General features: G+C 44.5%; 18 protein-coding genes. 5 read left to right on the forward strand and 13 right to left on the reverse strand.

Going from position 1 to position 17,436, the window contains the following annotated elements; genetic code table 11:
• Positions 1-5 precede the first annotated feature (5 nt).
• The 8 genes from NBH16_RS05955 to NBH16_RS05990 form a co-directional block, all read right to left on the reverse strand.
• Positions 6-1,250 carry an ABC transporter permease gene (locus NBH16_RS05955; protein WP_005854540.1) on the reverse strand — a complete coding sequence of 415 codons (1,245 nt, stop codon included), beginning with the start codon at positions 1,248-1,250 and terminating at the stop codon, positions 6-8.
• On the reverse strand, positions 1,251-2,450 hold the full coding sequence (locus NBH16_RS05960; protein ID WP_005854538.1) for a pyridoxal phosphate-dependent aminotransferase: 1,200 nt from the start codon (positions 2,448-2,450) through the stop codon (positions 1,251-1,253).
• A gap of 51 nt (positions 2,451-2,501) precedes the next feature.
• Positions 2,502-3,401: a YitT family protein gene (locus NBH16_RS05965; RefSeq protein WP_048927593.1), complete on the reverse strand. Its 900-nt coding sequence runs from the start codon at positions 3,399-3,401 to the stop codon at positions 2,502-2,504.
• Positions 3,402-3,543: 142 nt separating this feature from the next.
• Positions 3,544-3,936 (reverse strand): hypothetical protein, encoded by a 393-nt coding sequence (locus tag NBH16_RS05970; RefSeq protein ID WP_005854532.1) that lies wholly within the window; start codon positions 3,934-3,936, stop codon positions 3,544-3,546.
• A gap of 74 nt (positions 3,937-4,010) precedes the next feature.
• A complete protein-coding gene (locus NBH16_RS05975) occupies positions 4,011-4,394 on the reverse strand; it encodes a hypothetical protein (protein WP_005854530.1) in 384 nt (127 codons plus the stop codon).
• A gap of 456 nt (positions 4,395-4,850) precedes the next feature.
• Positions 4,851-5,234 (reverse strand): hypothetical protein, encoded by a 384-nt coding sequence (locus tag NBH16_RS05980; protein ID WP_008773491.1) that lies wholly within the window; start codon positions 5,232-5,234, stop codon positions 4,851-4,853.
• A gap of 144 nt (positions 5,235-5,378) precedes the next feature.
• Positions 5,379-6,554 (reverse strand): MFS transporter, encoded by a 1,176-nt coding sequence (locus tag NBH16_RS05985; RefSeq protein ID WP_250788221.1) that lies wholly within the window; start codon positions 6,552-6,554, stop codon positions 5,379-5,381.
• Positions 6,555-6,567: 13 nt separating this feature from the next.
• A complete protein-coding gene (locus tag NBH16_RS05990; RefSeq protein ID WP_211738226.1) occupies positions 6,568-8,451 on the reverse strand; it encodes an ABC-F family ATP-binding cassette domain-containing protein in 1,884 nt (627 codons plus the stop codon).
• A gap of 99 nt (positions 8,452-8,550) precedes the next feature.
• On the opposite strand from NBH16_RS05990, the gene ung reads away from it, so the two are divergent.
• Genes ung through NBH16_RS06005 form a run of 3 tightly spaced genes read left to right on the forward strand, consistent with a single transcriptional unit; the run spans position 8,551 to position 10,255 of the window.
• Positions 8,551-9,213: a uracil-DNA glycosylase gene (gene ung, locus NBH16_RS05995; protein ID WP_250788222.1), complete on the forward strand. Its 663-nt coding sequence runs from the start codon at positions 8,551-8,553 to the stop codon at positions 9,211-9,213.
• A 27-nt stretch (positions 9,214-9,240) separates the two neighbouring features.
• The gene (locus NBH16_RS06000) at positions 9,241-9,954 is read left to right on the forward strand and encodes a DUF169 domain-containing protein (RefSeq protein WP_048927592.1); all 714 of its coding nucleotides are present in this window, start codon (positions 9,241-9,243) and stop codon (positions 9,952-9,954) included.
• Positions 9,944-10,255: an MGMT family protein gene (locus NBH16_RS06005; protein ID WP_005864435.1), complete on the forward strand. Its 312-nt coding sequence runs from the start codon at positions 9,944-9,946 to the stop codon at positions 10,253-10,255. The genes NBH16_RS06000 and NBH16_RS06005 overlap by 11 nt, the downstream gene beginning before the upstream one ends.
• A gap of 52 nt (positions 10,256-10,307) precedes the next feature.
• Here NBH16_RS06005 and NBH16_RS06010 read toward each other — a convergent pair whose 3' ends face one another.
• The 5 genes from NBH16_RS06010 to NBH16_RS06030 all read right to left on the reverse strand — a co-directional run bounded on the left by NBH16_RS06010 (position 10,308) and on the right by NBH16_RS06030 (position 15,055).
• Complete coding sequence (locus tag NBH16_RS06010) at positions 10,308-11,366, reverse strand: alpha/beta hydrolase (protein WP_122368891.1); 1,059 nt, start codon at positions 11,364-11,366, stop codon at positions 10,308-10,310.
• An 11-nt stretch (positions 11,367-11,377) separates the two neighbouring features.
• Entirely contained in the window at positions 11,378-12,529 is a 1,152-nt protein-coding gene (locus tag NBH16_RS06015) for a cupin domain-containing carboxymuconolactone decarboxylase family protein (protein ID WP_122368793.1), read from the reverse strand.
• Positions 12,530-12,541: 12 nt separating this feature from the next.
• A complete protein-coding gene (locus tag NBH16_RS06020) occupies positions 12,542-12,994 on the reverse strand; it encodes a nuclear transport factor 2 family protein (protein ID WP_034527285.1) in 453 nt (150 codons plus the stop codon).
• Between the two features lie 180 nt (positions 12,995-13,174).
• Positions 13,175-13,984, reverse strand: coding sequence for a helix-turn-helix domain-containing protein (locus NBH16_RS06025; RefSeq protein WP_146374962.1), 810 nt, complete (start codon positions 13,982-13,984; stop codon positions 13,175-13,177).
• A 36-nt stretch (positions 13,985-14,020) separates the two neighbouring features.
• Complete coding sequence (locus tag NBH16_RS06030; protein WP_005864424.1) at positions 14,021-15,055, reverse strand: alpha/beta hydrolase; 1,035 nt, start codon at positions 15,053-15,055, stop codon at positions 14,021-14,023.
• A gap of 180 nt (positions 15,056-15,235) precedes the next feature.
• Between NBH16_RS06030 and NBH16_RS06035 the strand changes: the two genes are divergently transcribed.
• Together NBH16_RS06035 and msrB are read left to right on the forward strand one after the other, a co-directional pair.
• A complete protein-coding gene (locus NBH16_RS06035; RefSeq protein ID WP_005864422.1) occupies positions 15,236-16,234 on the forward strand; it encodes an aldo/keto reductase in 999 nt (332 codons plus the stop codon).
• A gap of 93 nt (positions 16,235-16,327) precedes the next feature.
• Positions 16,328-17,419, forward strand: a complete 1,092-nt coding sequence (gene msrB / locus NBH16_RS06040) for a peptide-methionine (R)-S-oxide reductase MsrB (protein WP_005864421.1) — start codon at positions 16,328-16,330, stop codon at positions 17,417-17,419.
• Positions 17,420-17,436 lie beyond the last annotated feature (17 nt).

Raw genomic sequence — 17,436 nt, forward strand, 5'->3', positions numbered from 1 at the left:
GGCTTTTATTCAAAACGGATACTCTTGGCCGGATCAATCTTCGTAATCAAATAGGAAGGTCCTAACATCATCAACATGGAGGCGGCCAATGTCCCTATATTCAAAAGGAACAGTGAAAATAGACTCAGATCGATAGGCACGGCATCCAAATAATAAATAGAAGGGTCTAATTGGATAATATGGAAATGAGATTGAAGCAAACAAAGAGAGATACCGATGATATTCCCCCACAACATTCCTTTGCCGATCAAGAAGAAAGAGACATACAAGAAGATCTTGCGAATACTGTTATTATTTTGTCCCAAGGCTTTTAGGATTCCGATCATATTGGTACGTTCCAAGATTATGATCAATAATCCGGAGATCATGGTAAACCCTGCGACGGAAAGCATCAGCGCCAAGATAACCACCACATTGATGTCTAGCACATCCAGCCAATTAAAGATCATCGGGTTCAACTCCTTGATCGAGCGGGCGTAAAACGTATTGCCATTTCGGTCTTGCCGTTCCGTCAGATCGAAATAAATATCCTCGGCCACTTGGTCCAAACGATCATAGTCATCCACTTGCAACTCCAGTCCGCTTACTTGATCTTTATCCCAACCGTTCAAGCGACGTATCTGCTTAATATCAGCAATTACGAACATCTTGTCATAATCAAGGAAACCCGTCTCATAAATCCCCGTGATCGTGAACTTACGGGCACGCACATCGTCTTGCACAAAATAAGTCAGGAAAGAATCCCCAACCTTTAGTCCTAGCAGATCTGATAAATACTTGGAAATAATAACATCCGTAGAGTTCTTATCCGGCTGGATCGTAAAGATCTCGCCCTCTTTTAAATTATCCTTGAAGAAAGTCCAGTCATAATCCGTATCCACCCCTTTCAAGACAATCCCTTGAAAATCTTGGTCAGTCTTCAAGATACCGAGCTTCGTTGCGAATTTCTCGACATGGCGAATACCCGGGAATGCATCGAGCGCATTCAATAAAGTATCGCTAACCGCTATCGGCTGCGACTCATAGGAAGAATTACTATCAAAATTCGTGATCTGGATATGCGAGCCGAAACCGATCACCTTGTTCCGGACCTCTTTCTTAAAGCCTATCACGATCGCCACCGAAAGAATCATCACCGCCAATCCCAAGGCGATCCCGATCATGGCAATACGAACAGCGGGAGGAGTAACCTCACGATCCCCCTCCTTGCTGAAATGTATCTTTTTGGCGATAAATAGCTCTAAATTCATTTATAACATTCTTCCCGGATAAGCTTCCAGCGCCTTTGATAACACCGTCAAAGCTTTCGCCAGATCTTCCTTTTTCAAGACATAGGCCATACGGACCTCATTCTTACCAAGTCCCGGTGTCGTGTAAAAACCCGACGCCGGTGCCATCATGACCGTCTGACCCTCGTATTCAAACTCTTCCAGACACCAAGCGCAGAACTTATCGGCATCATCCACCGGAAGTTTAGCCACCGTATAGAAAGCGCCCATCGGTATGGGAGAATAAACGCCGGGAATACGGTTCAAGCCATCGATCAAGCATTTACGCCGTTCCACATACTCGTCATAAGTCTCACGGGCATACTCCTCGGAAGCATCCAAAGAAGCCTCGGCCGCAATCTGTCCGATCAAAGGCGGGCTTAAACGAGCTTGGCAGAACTTCATGACGGCACTACGCACTTCGGCATTTTTCGTAATCAACGCACCGATACGGATACCGCATTCCGAATAGCGTTTGGAGACAGAATCGATCAATACCACGTTCTGCTCGATACCTTCCAGATGACAAGCCGAGATATACGGGGAACCGGTATAGATAAACTCCCGGTATACCTCATCCGAGAAAAGATAAAGATCATATTTCTTTACGATATCCCGGATTTGATTCATCTCACGACGCGTATACAAATAACCCGTAGGATTGTTCGGGTTACAGATCAGGATCGCTTTGGTACGCTCATTGATCAACTCCTCGAATTTTTCCACTTTCGGAAGAGAAAATCCTTCCTCTATCGTAGTCGTCACTGTCCGGATCACGGCTCCTGCCGAGATAGCGAATGCCATATAATTAGCATAAGCAGGTTCCGGTACGATAATCTCATCACCCGGATTCAAGCAACTCAAGAAGGCAAACAAAACAGCCTCCGAACCACCGGTAGTGATGATAATATCGTCAGCCGTAAGATTAATATCATACTTTTTATAATATCCAACCAACTTCTCGCGATAACTGCGATATCCCTGACTAGGGCTATATTCCAACACCGTACGATCGACATTACGGATCGCATCGAGTGCCGCTCGCGGAGTGGGAAGGTCGGGCTGACCGATATTCAGGTGATACACATGAACTCCTCTCTGTTTGGCAGCATCGGCCAATGGAGCCAGCTTCCGGATCGGGGAAGCGGGCATTTCGACTCCTCTTTGTGAGATGTTGGGCATTACTATCTTATATTTATTCGTTTTGAGGGGCAAAGATAGTAAAATTATTAATCAAATACCCGGTCTTGGCGAATCTTTGCTAGCGTGCATCGTAGATACAAAAGCATTCGGATCGATCTCTTTTACCTCATCTTTCAAGCGGGGCATGTCCTTACGCTCGGCAATCGTAAAGATAATCTCGGTCTCATGTCCCTCGTACATGCCTTTACCATGGATAAATGTTCCTCTCATACCCATTTTATCGACAATCAAATCACGCATTTCCTTTGTCTTTCGGGAAACGATAAAGACAGCACGGTTCGGGTTCTCCGTCTGGAACATCTCCACGATCTTTCCATATACGAAAATAGTAAACCAAGAATACAAAGGTACCGCCCAATCCTTAAACACGATCAAGCCCAACAATACGACCGCGGAATCCAATACGATGATCATATTGCTAACCTTCAAGTTGGAGTCATTAGCGATCACACGTGCCAATACATCCGTACCGGCACTCGTACTTTGCGCCCGGAAAATACAGGTAACGCCCAAGCCTAAAATAGCTCCACCGTAAAAGGCGGCAATAAAGGCATCGTTCTCCACCAATGGATCGGTAAGGAAATAAGATAATGAGTCGGTAAATATAGAGATCAGCAAGAAAGTGACGATCGTCTTCGGGCCGGAAGACAATCCGATCTTTTTCATCGCCAAAATCAGCAACGGGATATTGAAGCAAAGCGCCGTCGCACCCATCGGCAAACCATCCGGGAAGAACGGGAACAAATCTTTCGTCACATAGTGGATTACGATAGAGATACCGTACACACCTCCCGGTACGATTTTGTAAGGCGCTAGGAAAAGCACGTAACTAAGTGCCTGCAAAAATGAACCTACCACGATTAAGGAGTAGTCCATTACATTTCTCTTCAAAGTAGCATTAGAAGGGACTAATAGTTGTTGTGTTGTCATGACTCGAATTAAGCGTTATTTGTAAAACGCCGCAAACTTACACAATCTTCTTCGATTTATACGCAAGCCTTAAAAAAAAGTATCCCCACTATTTACCTTTTGACAGGAAATAGTGGGGGGACACACTCTTATATAGTATAAATTACTTACTTGCGTTATCCGCTAAGTACACTTCCGGGAACGTATTAACACCCAGCGTACGGTTGTTATTGTTCGTGATATTCAATAAAGTAACATACTTACGATATTGATCCGGGCTCAAAGCCTTCTTCATCAACTTCAAGTTACCGTAAACCGCTTGATACATTTTCTTATCCTGCAATTTAGCGCTAGCCTTTACGCTCGCATTCTGCATCTCGATGAAATATTCGTTGATGTTAGCTACCTCGTCCAACTGGCTCGGAGTCAATTGCAAATAGTTTGCTAACTTTTCTGTACTCACCACAAACGGTTCTCTACTCAAACTCGGTTTCTGAGCGAAGCTCATTGTCGCACACATCAATAAGGCTGCGACTGCCATTCCAAAACGTTTCATAATACCTAAAAACCTTAAATTGTTAAACCTAAACAAAAACCTTAAAAACACATAGCCCAATCACATTGGCTTAATTACTTCTCAGCCAAATAACTGTCCAAAAGCGGATTAGAAACCTTATCTTCCTGATTAGCGCGAGTCACATTAATCAACGCTACATATTTACGATATTGATCTTTAGTCAATGCACGTTTCATCAGTTTCAAATTACACAACAATGCGTTGCGAGTTTCTTCCGGTCTTGCGTTATTGCAAAGCGCTTCCGCAGACAGGGGTTGACCTAATTGATTCTCGAAGTAAGTATTAATCTCTGACACCTCAGCGATCTGGTTTGCGTCAAGCTGCAAATATCTGCTTAGCTTATCGAAACTCATACTCTTTGAATCACTAACCTTTTGAGCGAAGCTCATTGTCGCTACCATCATTAAAGCGACTACCATCATACCTAAACGTCTCATAATACCTAAAATTTAAACCTAAACTAAGACCTTAACTAATAAATGCGGCGTTTCCGCATCTTCTATCTTTCTCTTTTTGTTACTGCAAATATAACAGTATGTTTTATAACATTGTTCTTCAATACGGTTAATTTTTGCAAACAATTGACGTTATTGATATATATCAAGGCATATAGCAATCATTTTGTAATATATATTACAATAAACACTATCTATTTCATCATAGACACCGTTTATAAACAAACAAAAGCCTAGATATATTCTTATACAAGCCTAGCTGTATTCTTATACGATACCATATCTATTCTATAATCTCCGTCGTGGATTATACAAACCACAGCGTGGTCTATAAAAACCACGACATGATCTATACAGACCACGACGTGGTTTATAGAATAGATACAGTCACAAGATACTTTTTATGCAATAGCTTGATACTTTACATCTATCCTTTACTTATTTATCGGCTAGATAAACATCGGGGAAGGAAAGCCCGCTCGTCATCCGGTTATTATTGTTCGTTACGTTGATCAAAGCCACGTATTTCCGATATTGATCGGTGCTTAACGCCTTTTTCATCAACTTTAAGTTGCCAAATACGGCTTGCCGCATCCGTTTATCCCGCATTTTATGACTTCCCCTCAAGCCCTCGCTTTGCTTTTCCCTAAAATAATCGTTGATCATCGCTACCTCATTAATCTGGCTGGGACGTAATTCCAGATAGCTTACCAATTGGCCCACATTGACTACAAACGGTTCTTTATGTAAGCTCGATTCCTGCGCGAAACTCATTGTCACACTTACCAACAAGGCTGACATAGCCATTACTAAACGTTTCATACTACCTATTCCTTTCATTTGTTAAACCTTAAAAACCTATTTCTCTGTGATCTTTGATACAAATATAGGGTGAGGTTTCCCGCTAGAAAAGGAAGAATCGACGAAGTACGCCGTAGGTTTAGACGAAACCGGGAATCAAGCGGATCAAGGGATCAGCTTATTCCTCTCGTACGAGGCTTTTACCAAGCGGATATAGACGAATAAGGAAAGAAGGCAACAAACCGCCCCGACTCCGTAGGCGGTAGCCAGATTGGCACGGGTAGCGATAAAGCCGGCGGATAACATCCCGATCCCCATCCCGAAATCGAAAGAGGTCAAGTAGGTAGAAGTGGCCGTACCGCGCATATGGTGCGGAGCGACATTCACGAAAAGACATTGGAAAGCCGGTACACTCACGCCAAAACCGATACCGATCGCCAAGGCGCAGGCGAAAAAGACAAACGATGTATGTACGGTAGCGAACACGGAAAACGAGATCGCCAAAGAGACCAAGGATACGATGGACACGACATGGATCTTGCCATGATCCACCAACCGTCCGGAAATCAAACGGGCCGTCCCTACACCGATCGCCATACATATAAAGAAATAGCCGGGGTTCGGCACCTCGATCTCTTTGCCATATAATACCACGAACGAGAGCAACATCCCATAAGGTATAGCGACCAGCAAATAGGCCAAGGCCGCAGGAAGCGCTTTTACCAAGATAAAACGATCCAACGAGAAGGCCGGACGAGGCACTTTCTCCCGTTTCGGATAACGGATCAGCCCGACGGAGCCGATCCCGACCAACGCAATCACCAAAGCGACCCCTATGATCCAGAAGAAACCATGCCGGTCGTATAGCCCCACCGCCACCAAGGGAGCCAAAGACATGGCGAGATTGATCGTCAATCCGTAAAAGCCCATGCCTTCTCCCCTTCGCTTGGAAGGGATTACGTCTATCGTAATCGTATTGCCGGAAACAGAGGTCAGTCCCATGAACCCGCCTTGGATGAAACGAACCGCCATGATCGTATAGACCGTCATCGCAAACCAATAACCGGCAAACAGACAGGCGAATATCGTGAAGGCGAATACATATAACGGTTTGCGCGAGAAACAATCTACCAGATACCCCGAGAACGGGCGCACGCACAGCAAGCCGATCGTATAGCTAGACAAGACCATCCCCACCTCAGACGTGCTGATGCCCAACTCTTCCACCAGATAGACCGGCATAGTAGGCATCAACATATAAAAGGCGAAATTCATCAAGAAGTAAGAGATACAACATTGGACGAAATTCCGGTTCCAAAGTACAGGTTTAGTCTCGCTCATTCCTCTTTATTACTTATGCCAGCTCGCTCAACTCCAGCCAACGCATCGTTTTCTCGTCGATCTCTTCCATGACTTGGGTGATCCGTTGAGATTTAGCCATGAGCTCGTCCGTAGACAAAGTACCACTGCTCATCGCAGTCTCCAACTCCGCCTTCTCCGCCTCCAAAGCCGGTATCTCCTCCTCTAGGGCCTCGAACTCTTTCCGTTCCTTGAAAGTGAGTTTTTTCTTTTGCTCATTGACAGGACGAGACGGTTTCTCCGGAGCCGGGTTTTGTCTCGCTTGCAAAGCAGCCTCCGCCTCTTTTTCCAGTTGGTCTTGCACATCTTTCCAATCCCGGTACTGCGTATAGTTGCCGGGGAAATCCTTGATATCAGCGTTACCCCAGAAAACCAGCAGGTGATCTACCACCTTATCCATAAAGTAACGGTCGTGGGAAACCACGATAGCACACCCCTTGAAGTTACGAAGGTATTCCTCCAATACGTTCAAGGTCACGATATCCAGATCATTGGTCGGCTCATCAAGCACCAAGAAGTTCGGGCTACGCATCAATACCGTACATAAATAGAGGCGACGCTTCTCGCCACCGCTCAATTTATAAACGTAATTATGCTGTTTCTCCGGCGTGAACAGGAAATAGTTCAAGAACTGGGACACTCCCATCTTCTGTCCGTTACCCAAATCCACGTATTCGGCGATCGCCTGCACCACGTCGATCACTTTCATTTGCTCATCGAACTTCAAACCATCTTGACTATAATAGCCAAAGCGAACGGTCTCGCCCACATCGAAATGGCCGCTATCGGGAGCCACCTCCCCCATCAGCATCTTGATAAAGGTAGATTTGCCCGTACCGTTATTCCCGACAATACCCATCTTCTCGTAACGGGCGAAAATATAGTTGAAATCCTCCGTAATCTTCAAATCACCGAAACGTTTGCTTACATTCACCGCCTCGAAAATCTTCGAACCGATGTAAGAAGCCTTCACGTCCAAGTTCACCTTTCCGGTATCCCGTTGTTGCTTCGCTTTCTTTTCCAGCTCATAAAAGGCATCGATACGGTACTTCGCTTTCGTGCCCCGTGCCTGCGGCTGGCGGCGCATCCAATCCAGTTCCGTACGGAGAAGATTCTTCGCACGCTCCACGTCGGCGTTCATCGCCTCGACACGCTCTTGGCGTTTCTCCAAATAATAGCTATAATTACCTTTATACGAATAGATTTGCTTATTATCGATCTCGATGATCTCACTACAAACACGATCCAAGAAGTAACGGTCGTGCGTCACCATCAAGATACTGATATTGGCCCGGCTCAGATAATCTTCCAGCCACTCGGTCATTTCCAGATCCAAATGGTTCGTCGGCTCATCCAAGATAATCAATTCAGGGTCCGTGATCAAGACATTCGCCAAGGCTACCCGTTTCAACTGTCCTCCGGACAATTCCCCGATCTTCTGATTGAAGTTATGAATCTTCAACTGCCCGAGGATTTGTTTCGCCTTTTGCTCATAATCCCACGCCTTGAAGCTATCCATACGGGTAAGGATGTCCTCCAGATTCGAATGATCCTCTTTCGCCATCGCCTCCTCGTACTCAGCGATCAACCGGACAGTCTCGTTCTTCGAGTGGAAGCAAGCCTGTAGCACGGTCAGTTCTTCCGGATAAGAAGGTGATTGCTCCAAATACCCGACCCGCAGGTCTTTCCGGAAAACCACCTCACCCGAGTCGTAATCCTCCTTACCACCGATAATATTCAACAAGGTAGTCTTACCCGTCCCGTTTTTAGCGATCAACCCGATCTTCTGTCCTTGTGCGACTCCGAACGTTATATCCTCGAAAAGAACCAAATCACCGAAGCTCTTGGTCAGCTTATCTATCTGAAGGTAACTTATCATGTTTTCTTATTTAAATTCAAATCGGAAGGCAAACTTACACAAAATCCTCGAATTTTAAGCTTTTCTCCGTACCTTTGGTGGAAGAATAAGAAAAACACCATGAATGTTAGAATAGATGAAAGTTGGAGAAAACGTCTGCAAGAAGAATTTGACAAGCCTTATTTCGAGCAATTGGTGACATTTGTCAAAAACGAATATAAGCAAGCGCACGTACTTCCTCCCGGGCCTCAGATATTCCATATATTTAACGCATGCCCGTTCGAGAAGGTTAAAGTCGTTATCTTGGGACAAGACCCCTATCCAAATCCGGGGCAATACTACGGGGTCTGTTTCTCGGTACCCGATGGCGTGGCGATTCCCGGCTCCTTGATGAATATATTCAAAGAGATCCACGATGATCTTGGGAAACCGATCCCTTCCTCCGGGAATTTGGATCGTTGGGTAAGCCAAGGCGTATTTCCGATGAATTCCGTCCTCACGGTCCGTGCCCACCAAACAGGTTCGCACCGGAACAGGGGATGGGAAACATTCACGGACGCCGTTATCAAGAAATTAAGCGACGAACGGGAAAATCTAGTATTCATGTTATGGGGTAGTTACGCAAAAGCCAAGATTTCCCTTATCGATACGAGCCAGCATTTGGTCCTAACGACCGTACATCCATCTCCCCGCTCCGCCGAATATGGTTTCTTCGGTTGTAAGCATTTCAGTAAGGCTAATGATTTCTTACGGGGTAAAGGCATCCCGGAAATCGATTGGTAAGTATAAATCAACCTAAATCAATCGCATATGGATATTCAAACTTTCATCAACAATTATTACGAAGCATTTTCTCTAAAGGCGGAATTGCCGATCGCTTTCTGGTATTCCGATTCTCTACTTGGAGAATTAAAGCAGACACAAGGCTGTTTATTCAAGGCCCTTCCCGCTATTAGGCAAGGCGAGATTATCAGTATGAACGGAGATAGCGTTGGCTGCGGAGGTGGAAAGTTTTATACAGGATTCACCCCTATGCCAGAGCATGTCCCCAATTTTGTCTCTTTAAAAGAGAGATATAAGCAAACTCCGGAAATGGTAGTCGAGGGTATAAAAGGCATGAACGTACAAAGGTCCTCCCTCCCATACCTCCATTTCGCAAGGATCGATCGATTAACCTCGTTTGAAAAGGTAGAGGGGCTTTTGTTCCTCGCAACTCCGGATATCTTGTCAGGGTTAATTACTTGGACCTTTTTCGACAACAATAATCCGGATGCCGTCTCCACACCATTTGGTTCCGGTTGCAGCTCCACCATCACGCTCACTGTCAACGAAAATAGACAAGGAGGTCACCGCACGTTCCTTGGTTTCTTCGATCCCTCGGTCCGACCATATGTGGAAAGCAACTTATTAAGTCTCACGATCCCGATGTCACGTTTCAAGACGATGTATCAGACAATGCGTAACTCCTCCCTATACGATACACACGCATGGGCGAAAATAAAAACCAGAATCAATGAAGGCTGATTTTTATACGGAAGTTTATAACATCGTCAGAGAGATACCAGAAGGATGTGTGGTTACCTACGGGCAGCTAGCCAAGCTCGCCCGAAGGCCACAATGTTCCCGTATGGTAGGGCAGGCAATGTTCAACGTCCCGAAAGAACTGAACCTGCCTTGCCACCGGGTGGTAAACAGCCAAGGCAGATTAGCTCCCAACTGGGCGGAACAACGGGGATTATTGGAGAAAGAAGGCATTACCTTCAAGAAGAATGGCTGCGTTGACTTGAAGAAACATATTTGGGAGGATATATTACCGATTATCTAATCCGATAACAAAATGTAAAATCAGCAAGTTCTTAAAAGAACCATTCCCAATGCTATTTGCCAAGATCATTCTTTTCCAACCATTCGCCCAGCAGATCCGCTAGTTGGCCATTATTCAAATCCTGCATCAAGAAATGGGTATTACCATAAATACCGATCTTGGGCAACTCAACTAAGGTCGCGTTTCCCCCATGCCTATTTATGGCCTCCACGAATTTACGTCCCATTTGCAGACGTACACGCCAATTCTCGCCACCAAGATTCTCTGATGGAGTCTCCGGAATATAATCACCGAAATACATTACGATTGGAATCCGGGTAAGTCGCAAGAACTGTTCCATAGGAATAGCTACTCCAGTCGCCCCACCGGTAAGTCCGGCGATCGGATCGGGCACCTCCCCCTCGGGAAACACATAGCCACCCGGCTCATATGAAACGACAGCCTTGACATTCGGATTTTGTATAGCGGCCATCCATCCCGGGAAACCTCCCGCCGAATGTGTTACAAGGATATTGTCCCCTATTTTTTCCGTCAAGGCATTGATTGCCGGTACATCTTGTTTGTGATCACTGATATCGGGCGTCATCTCCCGGAAAAACTGCGATAGATAGGCTGAATCAGACGGAAACTGCACACCTTTGTTATATTCCGGCCAAATCCCGATACGCCAGATGTCAAACCAGAACATCTCATCGGCCAGCGGCTTGACCGTAGTCGTAGCAGATGTCCTTCCGGCACGGCCACGACCGGGAAGATCCATCACGTAACTGCTATATCCCCGGCATAACATGAGAGTAGCGAAACCATCCCGCCCATCGGGTGTCATTTGCCAACATATCCCAGAGCCACCATAACCATGAACATAAACCAAAGGCAATTTTTTCGCATGGGCCGGAACTTGGAAATCTACGAAAGCATGATCCGCACGATAGCTCTGCCCGGTCTCGACTTGGGTAGCCCAACCGACAAACTTACTGTTGTCATACGTACCCGGACGCTGTATGGTTTGTCCTCCTACGGAGAAATGTCCTTGTTTAGCGATCACCAAATCCTGGGCATCTGCCATTCCAAACACGGGTATTAATAATGCTAATAATAAAATCTTCTTCATATTCTTCTGATTCATTTTTTATCCGTTAATTGTCCGAGCACATCACGTAATGGATCTGAACTCTTTTTCCCTAGGTTTATCTCTACGATATTTAGCAAAGCCGTAAGTTGCTCTGGCGTAATACCCAGATGCAAGCAAATTGACATATGGCCGTAAGCCATAGGTTCAACACCGCCAACGCCTGCCAATACAGACACGGTCGCTAATTCACGCTCCCTATATGTCAATAAGTCGCGCTCAAAAAGGTCCGCGAACAGATGTTCCTTGAGGAAACGTTCGATCGTCGGGGCAAATACCGCATATCCGGTTTTAGGGACAGAAGCAGACGTACCCGATATTTCCGCCAGAATATCCCGTCCCCGCTCATATCGACTCCCACCGTCCTCGATAGCAGAGGCTTCACGACCCTCTACATCTTTAATTCCCATGTTTTTTCTCTCTTCAATGACTTGCATAAATGTCTGTATGGCTCTTAAGCTGCGAGGAAATCCACAATAAGCATAGGCATGTATTAGTACTTCGTTTACTTCATTAACGGTCATACCGGATTCAAGTCCTTTCACAAGCGCCTGTCTCAGATGCGCCAAGTCTCCCTTGCCCGTGTACGCCGCGATAGAGACAATGGCTTGTTCCCTGGCTTCCAATACCCGGTTTGCTTCGGCATACACATTCTCCGCTTGGCTTGTCGCTTCTTGATATTCCTTCTCTCCCACCGGACTGAGCCACACCGCCTCATTCGTTTGAGGATTGCAACTTACGGCAACGTGAGCAAACCAGCTATCCGGAGCCGCCCCATGCCAGTGAATCACGTCAGGCGCAATTTCCACGATATCCCCCGGATACAATCTTCTGGCCGGTTTCCCCTTTTCCTGATAGTAGCCTATGCCTGCTGACGCGACAAGTATCTGCCCCCCTTTATGATAATGCCAATTATTCCGGCAACGAGGCTCAAAAGTGACATTAGACATTGGGACATTCAGCTCCCTATTAACCGTAATCGGAGCGATATACGCCTGACCAATGAAGTTCTTCGCGGACGCTTCCGGCAACTTAGTACCCAAGGGGTACGGTTGTCTGAAATTATCCATATTTTGCGCCATGGTGAAAACCGGGAACAAACATAGGCAGAAAAGCCGGATTAGAAAGTTCTGTCTCATATTCATATGTATTTATCATTATTCTCCTACCGTACGAGTAAATGCTAAGGTAGCAAGTTTCCATTGTCCGTCTTCCTTCACGTACGTCTCAGTCACGATGAAAGGGAACCTGACCTCCCTACCACCAACTACCGAATTAAGATGAATACGGCTATATACGATTCCGGCGCAACCGGCGAATTTAACATCTACATCATGTATCTCCGCATGCTTGTAATGTATGTTTCCCGTACGGATCACATCAAGCTCCGGCTGCTTACCCCACGAACCACCCATATGTACAAACATAGAGTTCTCGTGGAAGAGGGCGTCGAGCTTATCCACATCTTTTTCTGACATCCATTTCCATTTCGCATTAGACAAATCTATCATCTCCTGCTGTTCCGGAGTAAATGTCTTTTTTGTTTCCTGCGCATAGGCACCCATTCCCATCGATACCAACAACAATGTCGCGATAAATAATGATCTCATAATTTTTTGCATGGCTTTATTAATTTGATTATACATTATATATAAATAGTTTTCCATCATCTATTTATACCTATTCTTCGTTGCGAAGTTACGACCAAAGGAGTTTTGAGACAATACAAAAAAGTCGGTGTCAACTACAAATTTTACCGAAAAGGAAAGGAGTGAAGCTAGCTTACAAGGTCACTCCCTATAATCTGAGGACTTTATACCTAAATTATGCTGCACATAACGGCTGAAATAAGAGGGAGAAGAGAAACCAAACAAATCGGAAATATAAACGAAAGATAATGACTTATCACGCAAAAGCCGTGATATATCCAATATCGTATAACGGTTAATCCAATAATTTGCCGCATAGCCACTCACCTTTTTCGTCACTTCCGATAAATACTTCGGCGTCACGCATAATTCCGAGGCATAGTATGTAACGTCTCTATGCTGGCGATAAACCCCATCTTCCAGCATTTGCAGGAACTTACTCATAATGGAGGCATATTGGGCCGAGATCTTCTCCTCCCCATAAATATGTGAGTGAAAATCGAAGAAATCCAGAATCATTGTCTGGATCACATTAATCATTATGTCACGATAAAAATTATGGTTTTCATTGTTAAACCTATACTCTATATTCTCGAAATCTTTCTTACAGATATCCTGTTGCTCGCGATCCAGACGCATCACAGGATTCAGGAACAAAGATAACTGGCCTTTCATTCCATAATTACTCTGGGGAGTACAAAGCTCAATGAATTGGGGAGTGACATAAATGACTTTAACCTTAAAATCCGCAGATGGGGTGATCTTCTCAACCAGTTTTCCTTTACGCACAATCATACAATCCCCTTCATGTAACTCGAATGGATTTCCATTGAACTCGAATTTACATGCTCCACCCAAACACAAGGCATGAGACAGATACTCTTTATAAATATCTGTCCCAAGCCCATTCAGACTATCAGAGATAATAACACTATCTTTGTCATATTTCATGATACCCCCATTTTAGATCGTACAAATTTAATCAAATTACAATTTCATCCCGAAGAAATCTTTCATTTTATTTACCGCTAGATTCACATATTCCGGGACAAAATAAGTTTTGATATGCTCCGCTCCTGGAATAAGATACATCTCTTTATCTTTTGTTCCGGTAGCCTTTTCAAAAGCTTCGTCAGACATATATTTTGTATCGGCATCACTTCCGGCGATCAATAGCAAAGGCTGGTCGATCAAGTCGATATGATCCGTAGCATCCCAAGTCATAAGATCCAATAAACTGCTCATGGTATAGCGAAATGTCGAATTCGGATGAGCATGGGTTTTAAAGTAATACTCATAACCATCACGATATAGGGCAAACGGTAGTTTCGCCGCCTCCTCATCGGAGATATTCATCTCACCCGTGTATAGAACTTTGCCTTTGGCCTCTTCATTTCTAGCCTCAGCCGCTTGGGTTAAACGTTGTTGTATGGTATTTATCTGGGAATCCTGAAAACCATTACGACGTACACGCCCCGAATTAAACATGCTGAGTGTAGCGACCGCCTTTATCCGTTTATCACCCTGTGCAGCCCCAAGCGTGTAACCTCCACCGCCACAAATACCAAGCGCACCTATACGACTGGCATCTACACCCGGATATTGAGATATGAAATCCACCATACCATGAATATCTTCTATCCGGTTGGCCGGACGATCTGTATTCCGAGGCTCACCACCACTTGCTCCTTGATAACGCGCATCGGCAGCGATAGTTATATATCCAAGCTCTGCCAGCCGTTGCGCATAGAGACCCGCAACTTGTTCTTTCACGCCCCCATTAGGATGAGCAACAACAATAGCTACATACTCTTTTGAGGAATCATAATTCGCAGGAGTATAGACATTCGCCACTACCCCTATACCTCCAACCTCATACGAGACAGGATGTATAGTTACTTTTCCAACCACATTTTCACTTATCGCATCGCGATATACCAATCCATACTGATTCTGATTTTGTGCGGAAGCACTTATTACCATGTTCATAATTAATAAAACTACAATAATTTTACTCTTCATATTCTGTTATTTTTTGACCGCTAAGATACATTTACCCAATCATACAGAATGAATACAGATTACGGATTGTATCACCATTTTTACAGAAAACCGAAATAATTGTATTTATATCCGCAATTGTTGTTACACCGGTGGAGATACTTCTTCCCAACTTTGCGCTCAGATAAAATATAAATAAATATGGAATACAGAGTTTTGGGATTAAGCGGACTTAGGGTCTCAGCTATAGGATTGGGTTGCATGGGTATGAGCCATGCTTATGGCGCACCTGCCGACAGAAAAGAGATGACGGAATTATTTGCCCTCGCCGTTGATATGGGATATACCTTCTTCGATACGGCCGAAGTATATGGTACAAACACGAATCCTCATGACAATGAGGAGCTTTTAGGCGATGCCTTAAAGCCATTTCGTGATAAAATCGTGATCGCTACTAAGTTTGGACTCACTTTTGATAAGTCTAGCGAATGTGGCCCTTATCCCCTTATCCCGAATTCTAAACCGAAGTCGATTCGTTTAGCCGTGGAAGGTTCTTTAGCCAGACTTAAGACAGACCATCTTGACCTTTACTATCAGCATCGCATAGATCCCCAAGTAGAACCGGAAGAGGTAGCTGACACGATGGCCTACTTGATCAAGGAAGGCAAAGTATTGCATTGGGGTATATCAGAGGCGGGCGAGGACTATATTCGCCGTGCGCATAAGGTCTGTCCTATAACCGCCATACAAAATCGTTATTCCATGATGGCACGTTGGCATGAAAACCTTTTCCCCTCTCTAGAGGAATTAGGCATTGGCTTCGTTGCTTTCTCGCCATTGGCAAACGGTTTACTTTCCGCTTGCTATGATGTCAAAAGCGTATTCAACCCTCAAAATGATTACCGGGCAACTATGCCGCAATTCAAAAAAGAAAGTTTCGAGAAGAACAAGCCTCTTCTAGATCTCATAAACCATCTGGCCGATGAGCATCATGCTACTCCCGCACAAATATCCCTAGCTTGGATGCTACAAAAAAAGCCGTGGATCGTTCCTATTCCCGGAACTCGTCATCTCTGCCGGCTAAAAGAGAATGCGGGAGCTGTGGATATAAAGATAAATCCCGCCGAGATCAATCAGATAGACACGGCTCTTGACCATATGGATATGAGCGAGGTATTCGGTGGGACAAAAATCAAATAATAGCCAAGCATATAATCCTCCGCATGAAGGCATACGACTTTTAGTTGAAACCATTTTCTTAATATTTTGGTTATATAATAATATATATATAAGATGAAACATGTAATTTTGACTATCGTTTTGCTATTGGCAAGCGGTTTAGTAATCGCACAAACAAAAATGAGTGATCAACTATCTAAAACAACTAAAATGAATGCACAAAGTAAAATCTTTTTTGCCGGAGGATGTTTCTGGGGAACAGAACATTTCATGAAACAAATCAATGGTGTTACTAGTACCCAAGTGGGTTATGCCAACGGTAAAACAAGCATCAAAAATCCAACCTACGAACAGGTATGTAACGACAATACCGGATTTGCCGAGACAGTAGAAGTAAGCTACGATCCTCAACAAGCCGATTTAAAACTATTGTTAGAACTATACTTCAAGACCATAGACCCTACAAGTCTCAATCGGCAAGGTAATGACAGAGGATCACAATACCGTACCGGCATTTATTACACCAACGCCGCCGATCTGCCTATCATCAAAGAGGCTATAGAGACATTGGCTAAAAAGTACTCCAAGCCCATCGTTGTCGAGGTGGAGCCATTAGTTAATTTCTATCCGGCAGAAGAATATCATCAAGATTACTTAGGCAAACATCCGGACGGTTATTGCCATATAAGTCCGGAACTATTCGATTTCGCACGTAAAGCAAATAAGGAGAAAACGACCGGCAAGCCCCTTTCTGAAAAGAAATTCCAGAAACAGGATGATACGACACTACGCTCCAAACTGACGGCCGAGCAATATGCGGTAACACAAGAAAATGCCACGGAAAGAGCATTTAAAAATGAATATTGGAACGAAAAGCGTGAAGGTATTTACGTAGATATCACCACAGGAGAGCCTTTGTTCATATCGACAGATAAGTTCGACTCCGGTTGTGGGTGGCCTAGCTTCTCAAAACCGATAGATAAAGACCTTGTTATGGAAAATACCGATAATTCTCATGGCATGAAACGGATAGAGGTGCGCAGTAAAACAGGAGACGCACATCTGGGACACGTATTTAATGATGGTCCGACAGATAAGGGCGGATTACGATACTGCATCAACAGCGCATCCCTGAGATTTATTCCCAAAGCAAAAATGAAAGAAGAAGGTTATGGCGATTATATGTATCTTTTGGAAAAGAAATAAAACAAATCATAGGATCT

It is taken from the genome of Parabacteroides sp. Y3-G-102, from assembly GCF_023656845.1.
Taxonomy (GTDB): domain Bacteria; phylum Bacteroidota; class Bacteroidia; order Bacteroidales; family Tannerellaceae; genus Parabacteroides; species Parabacteroides distasonis.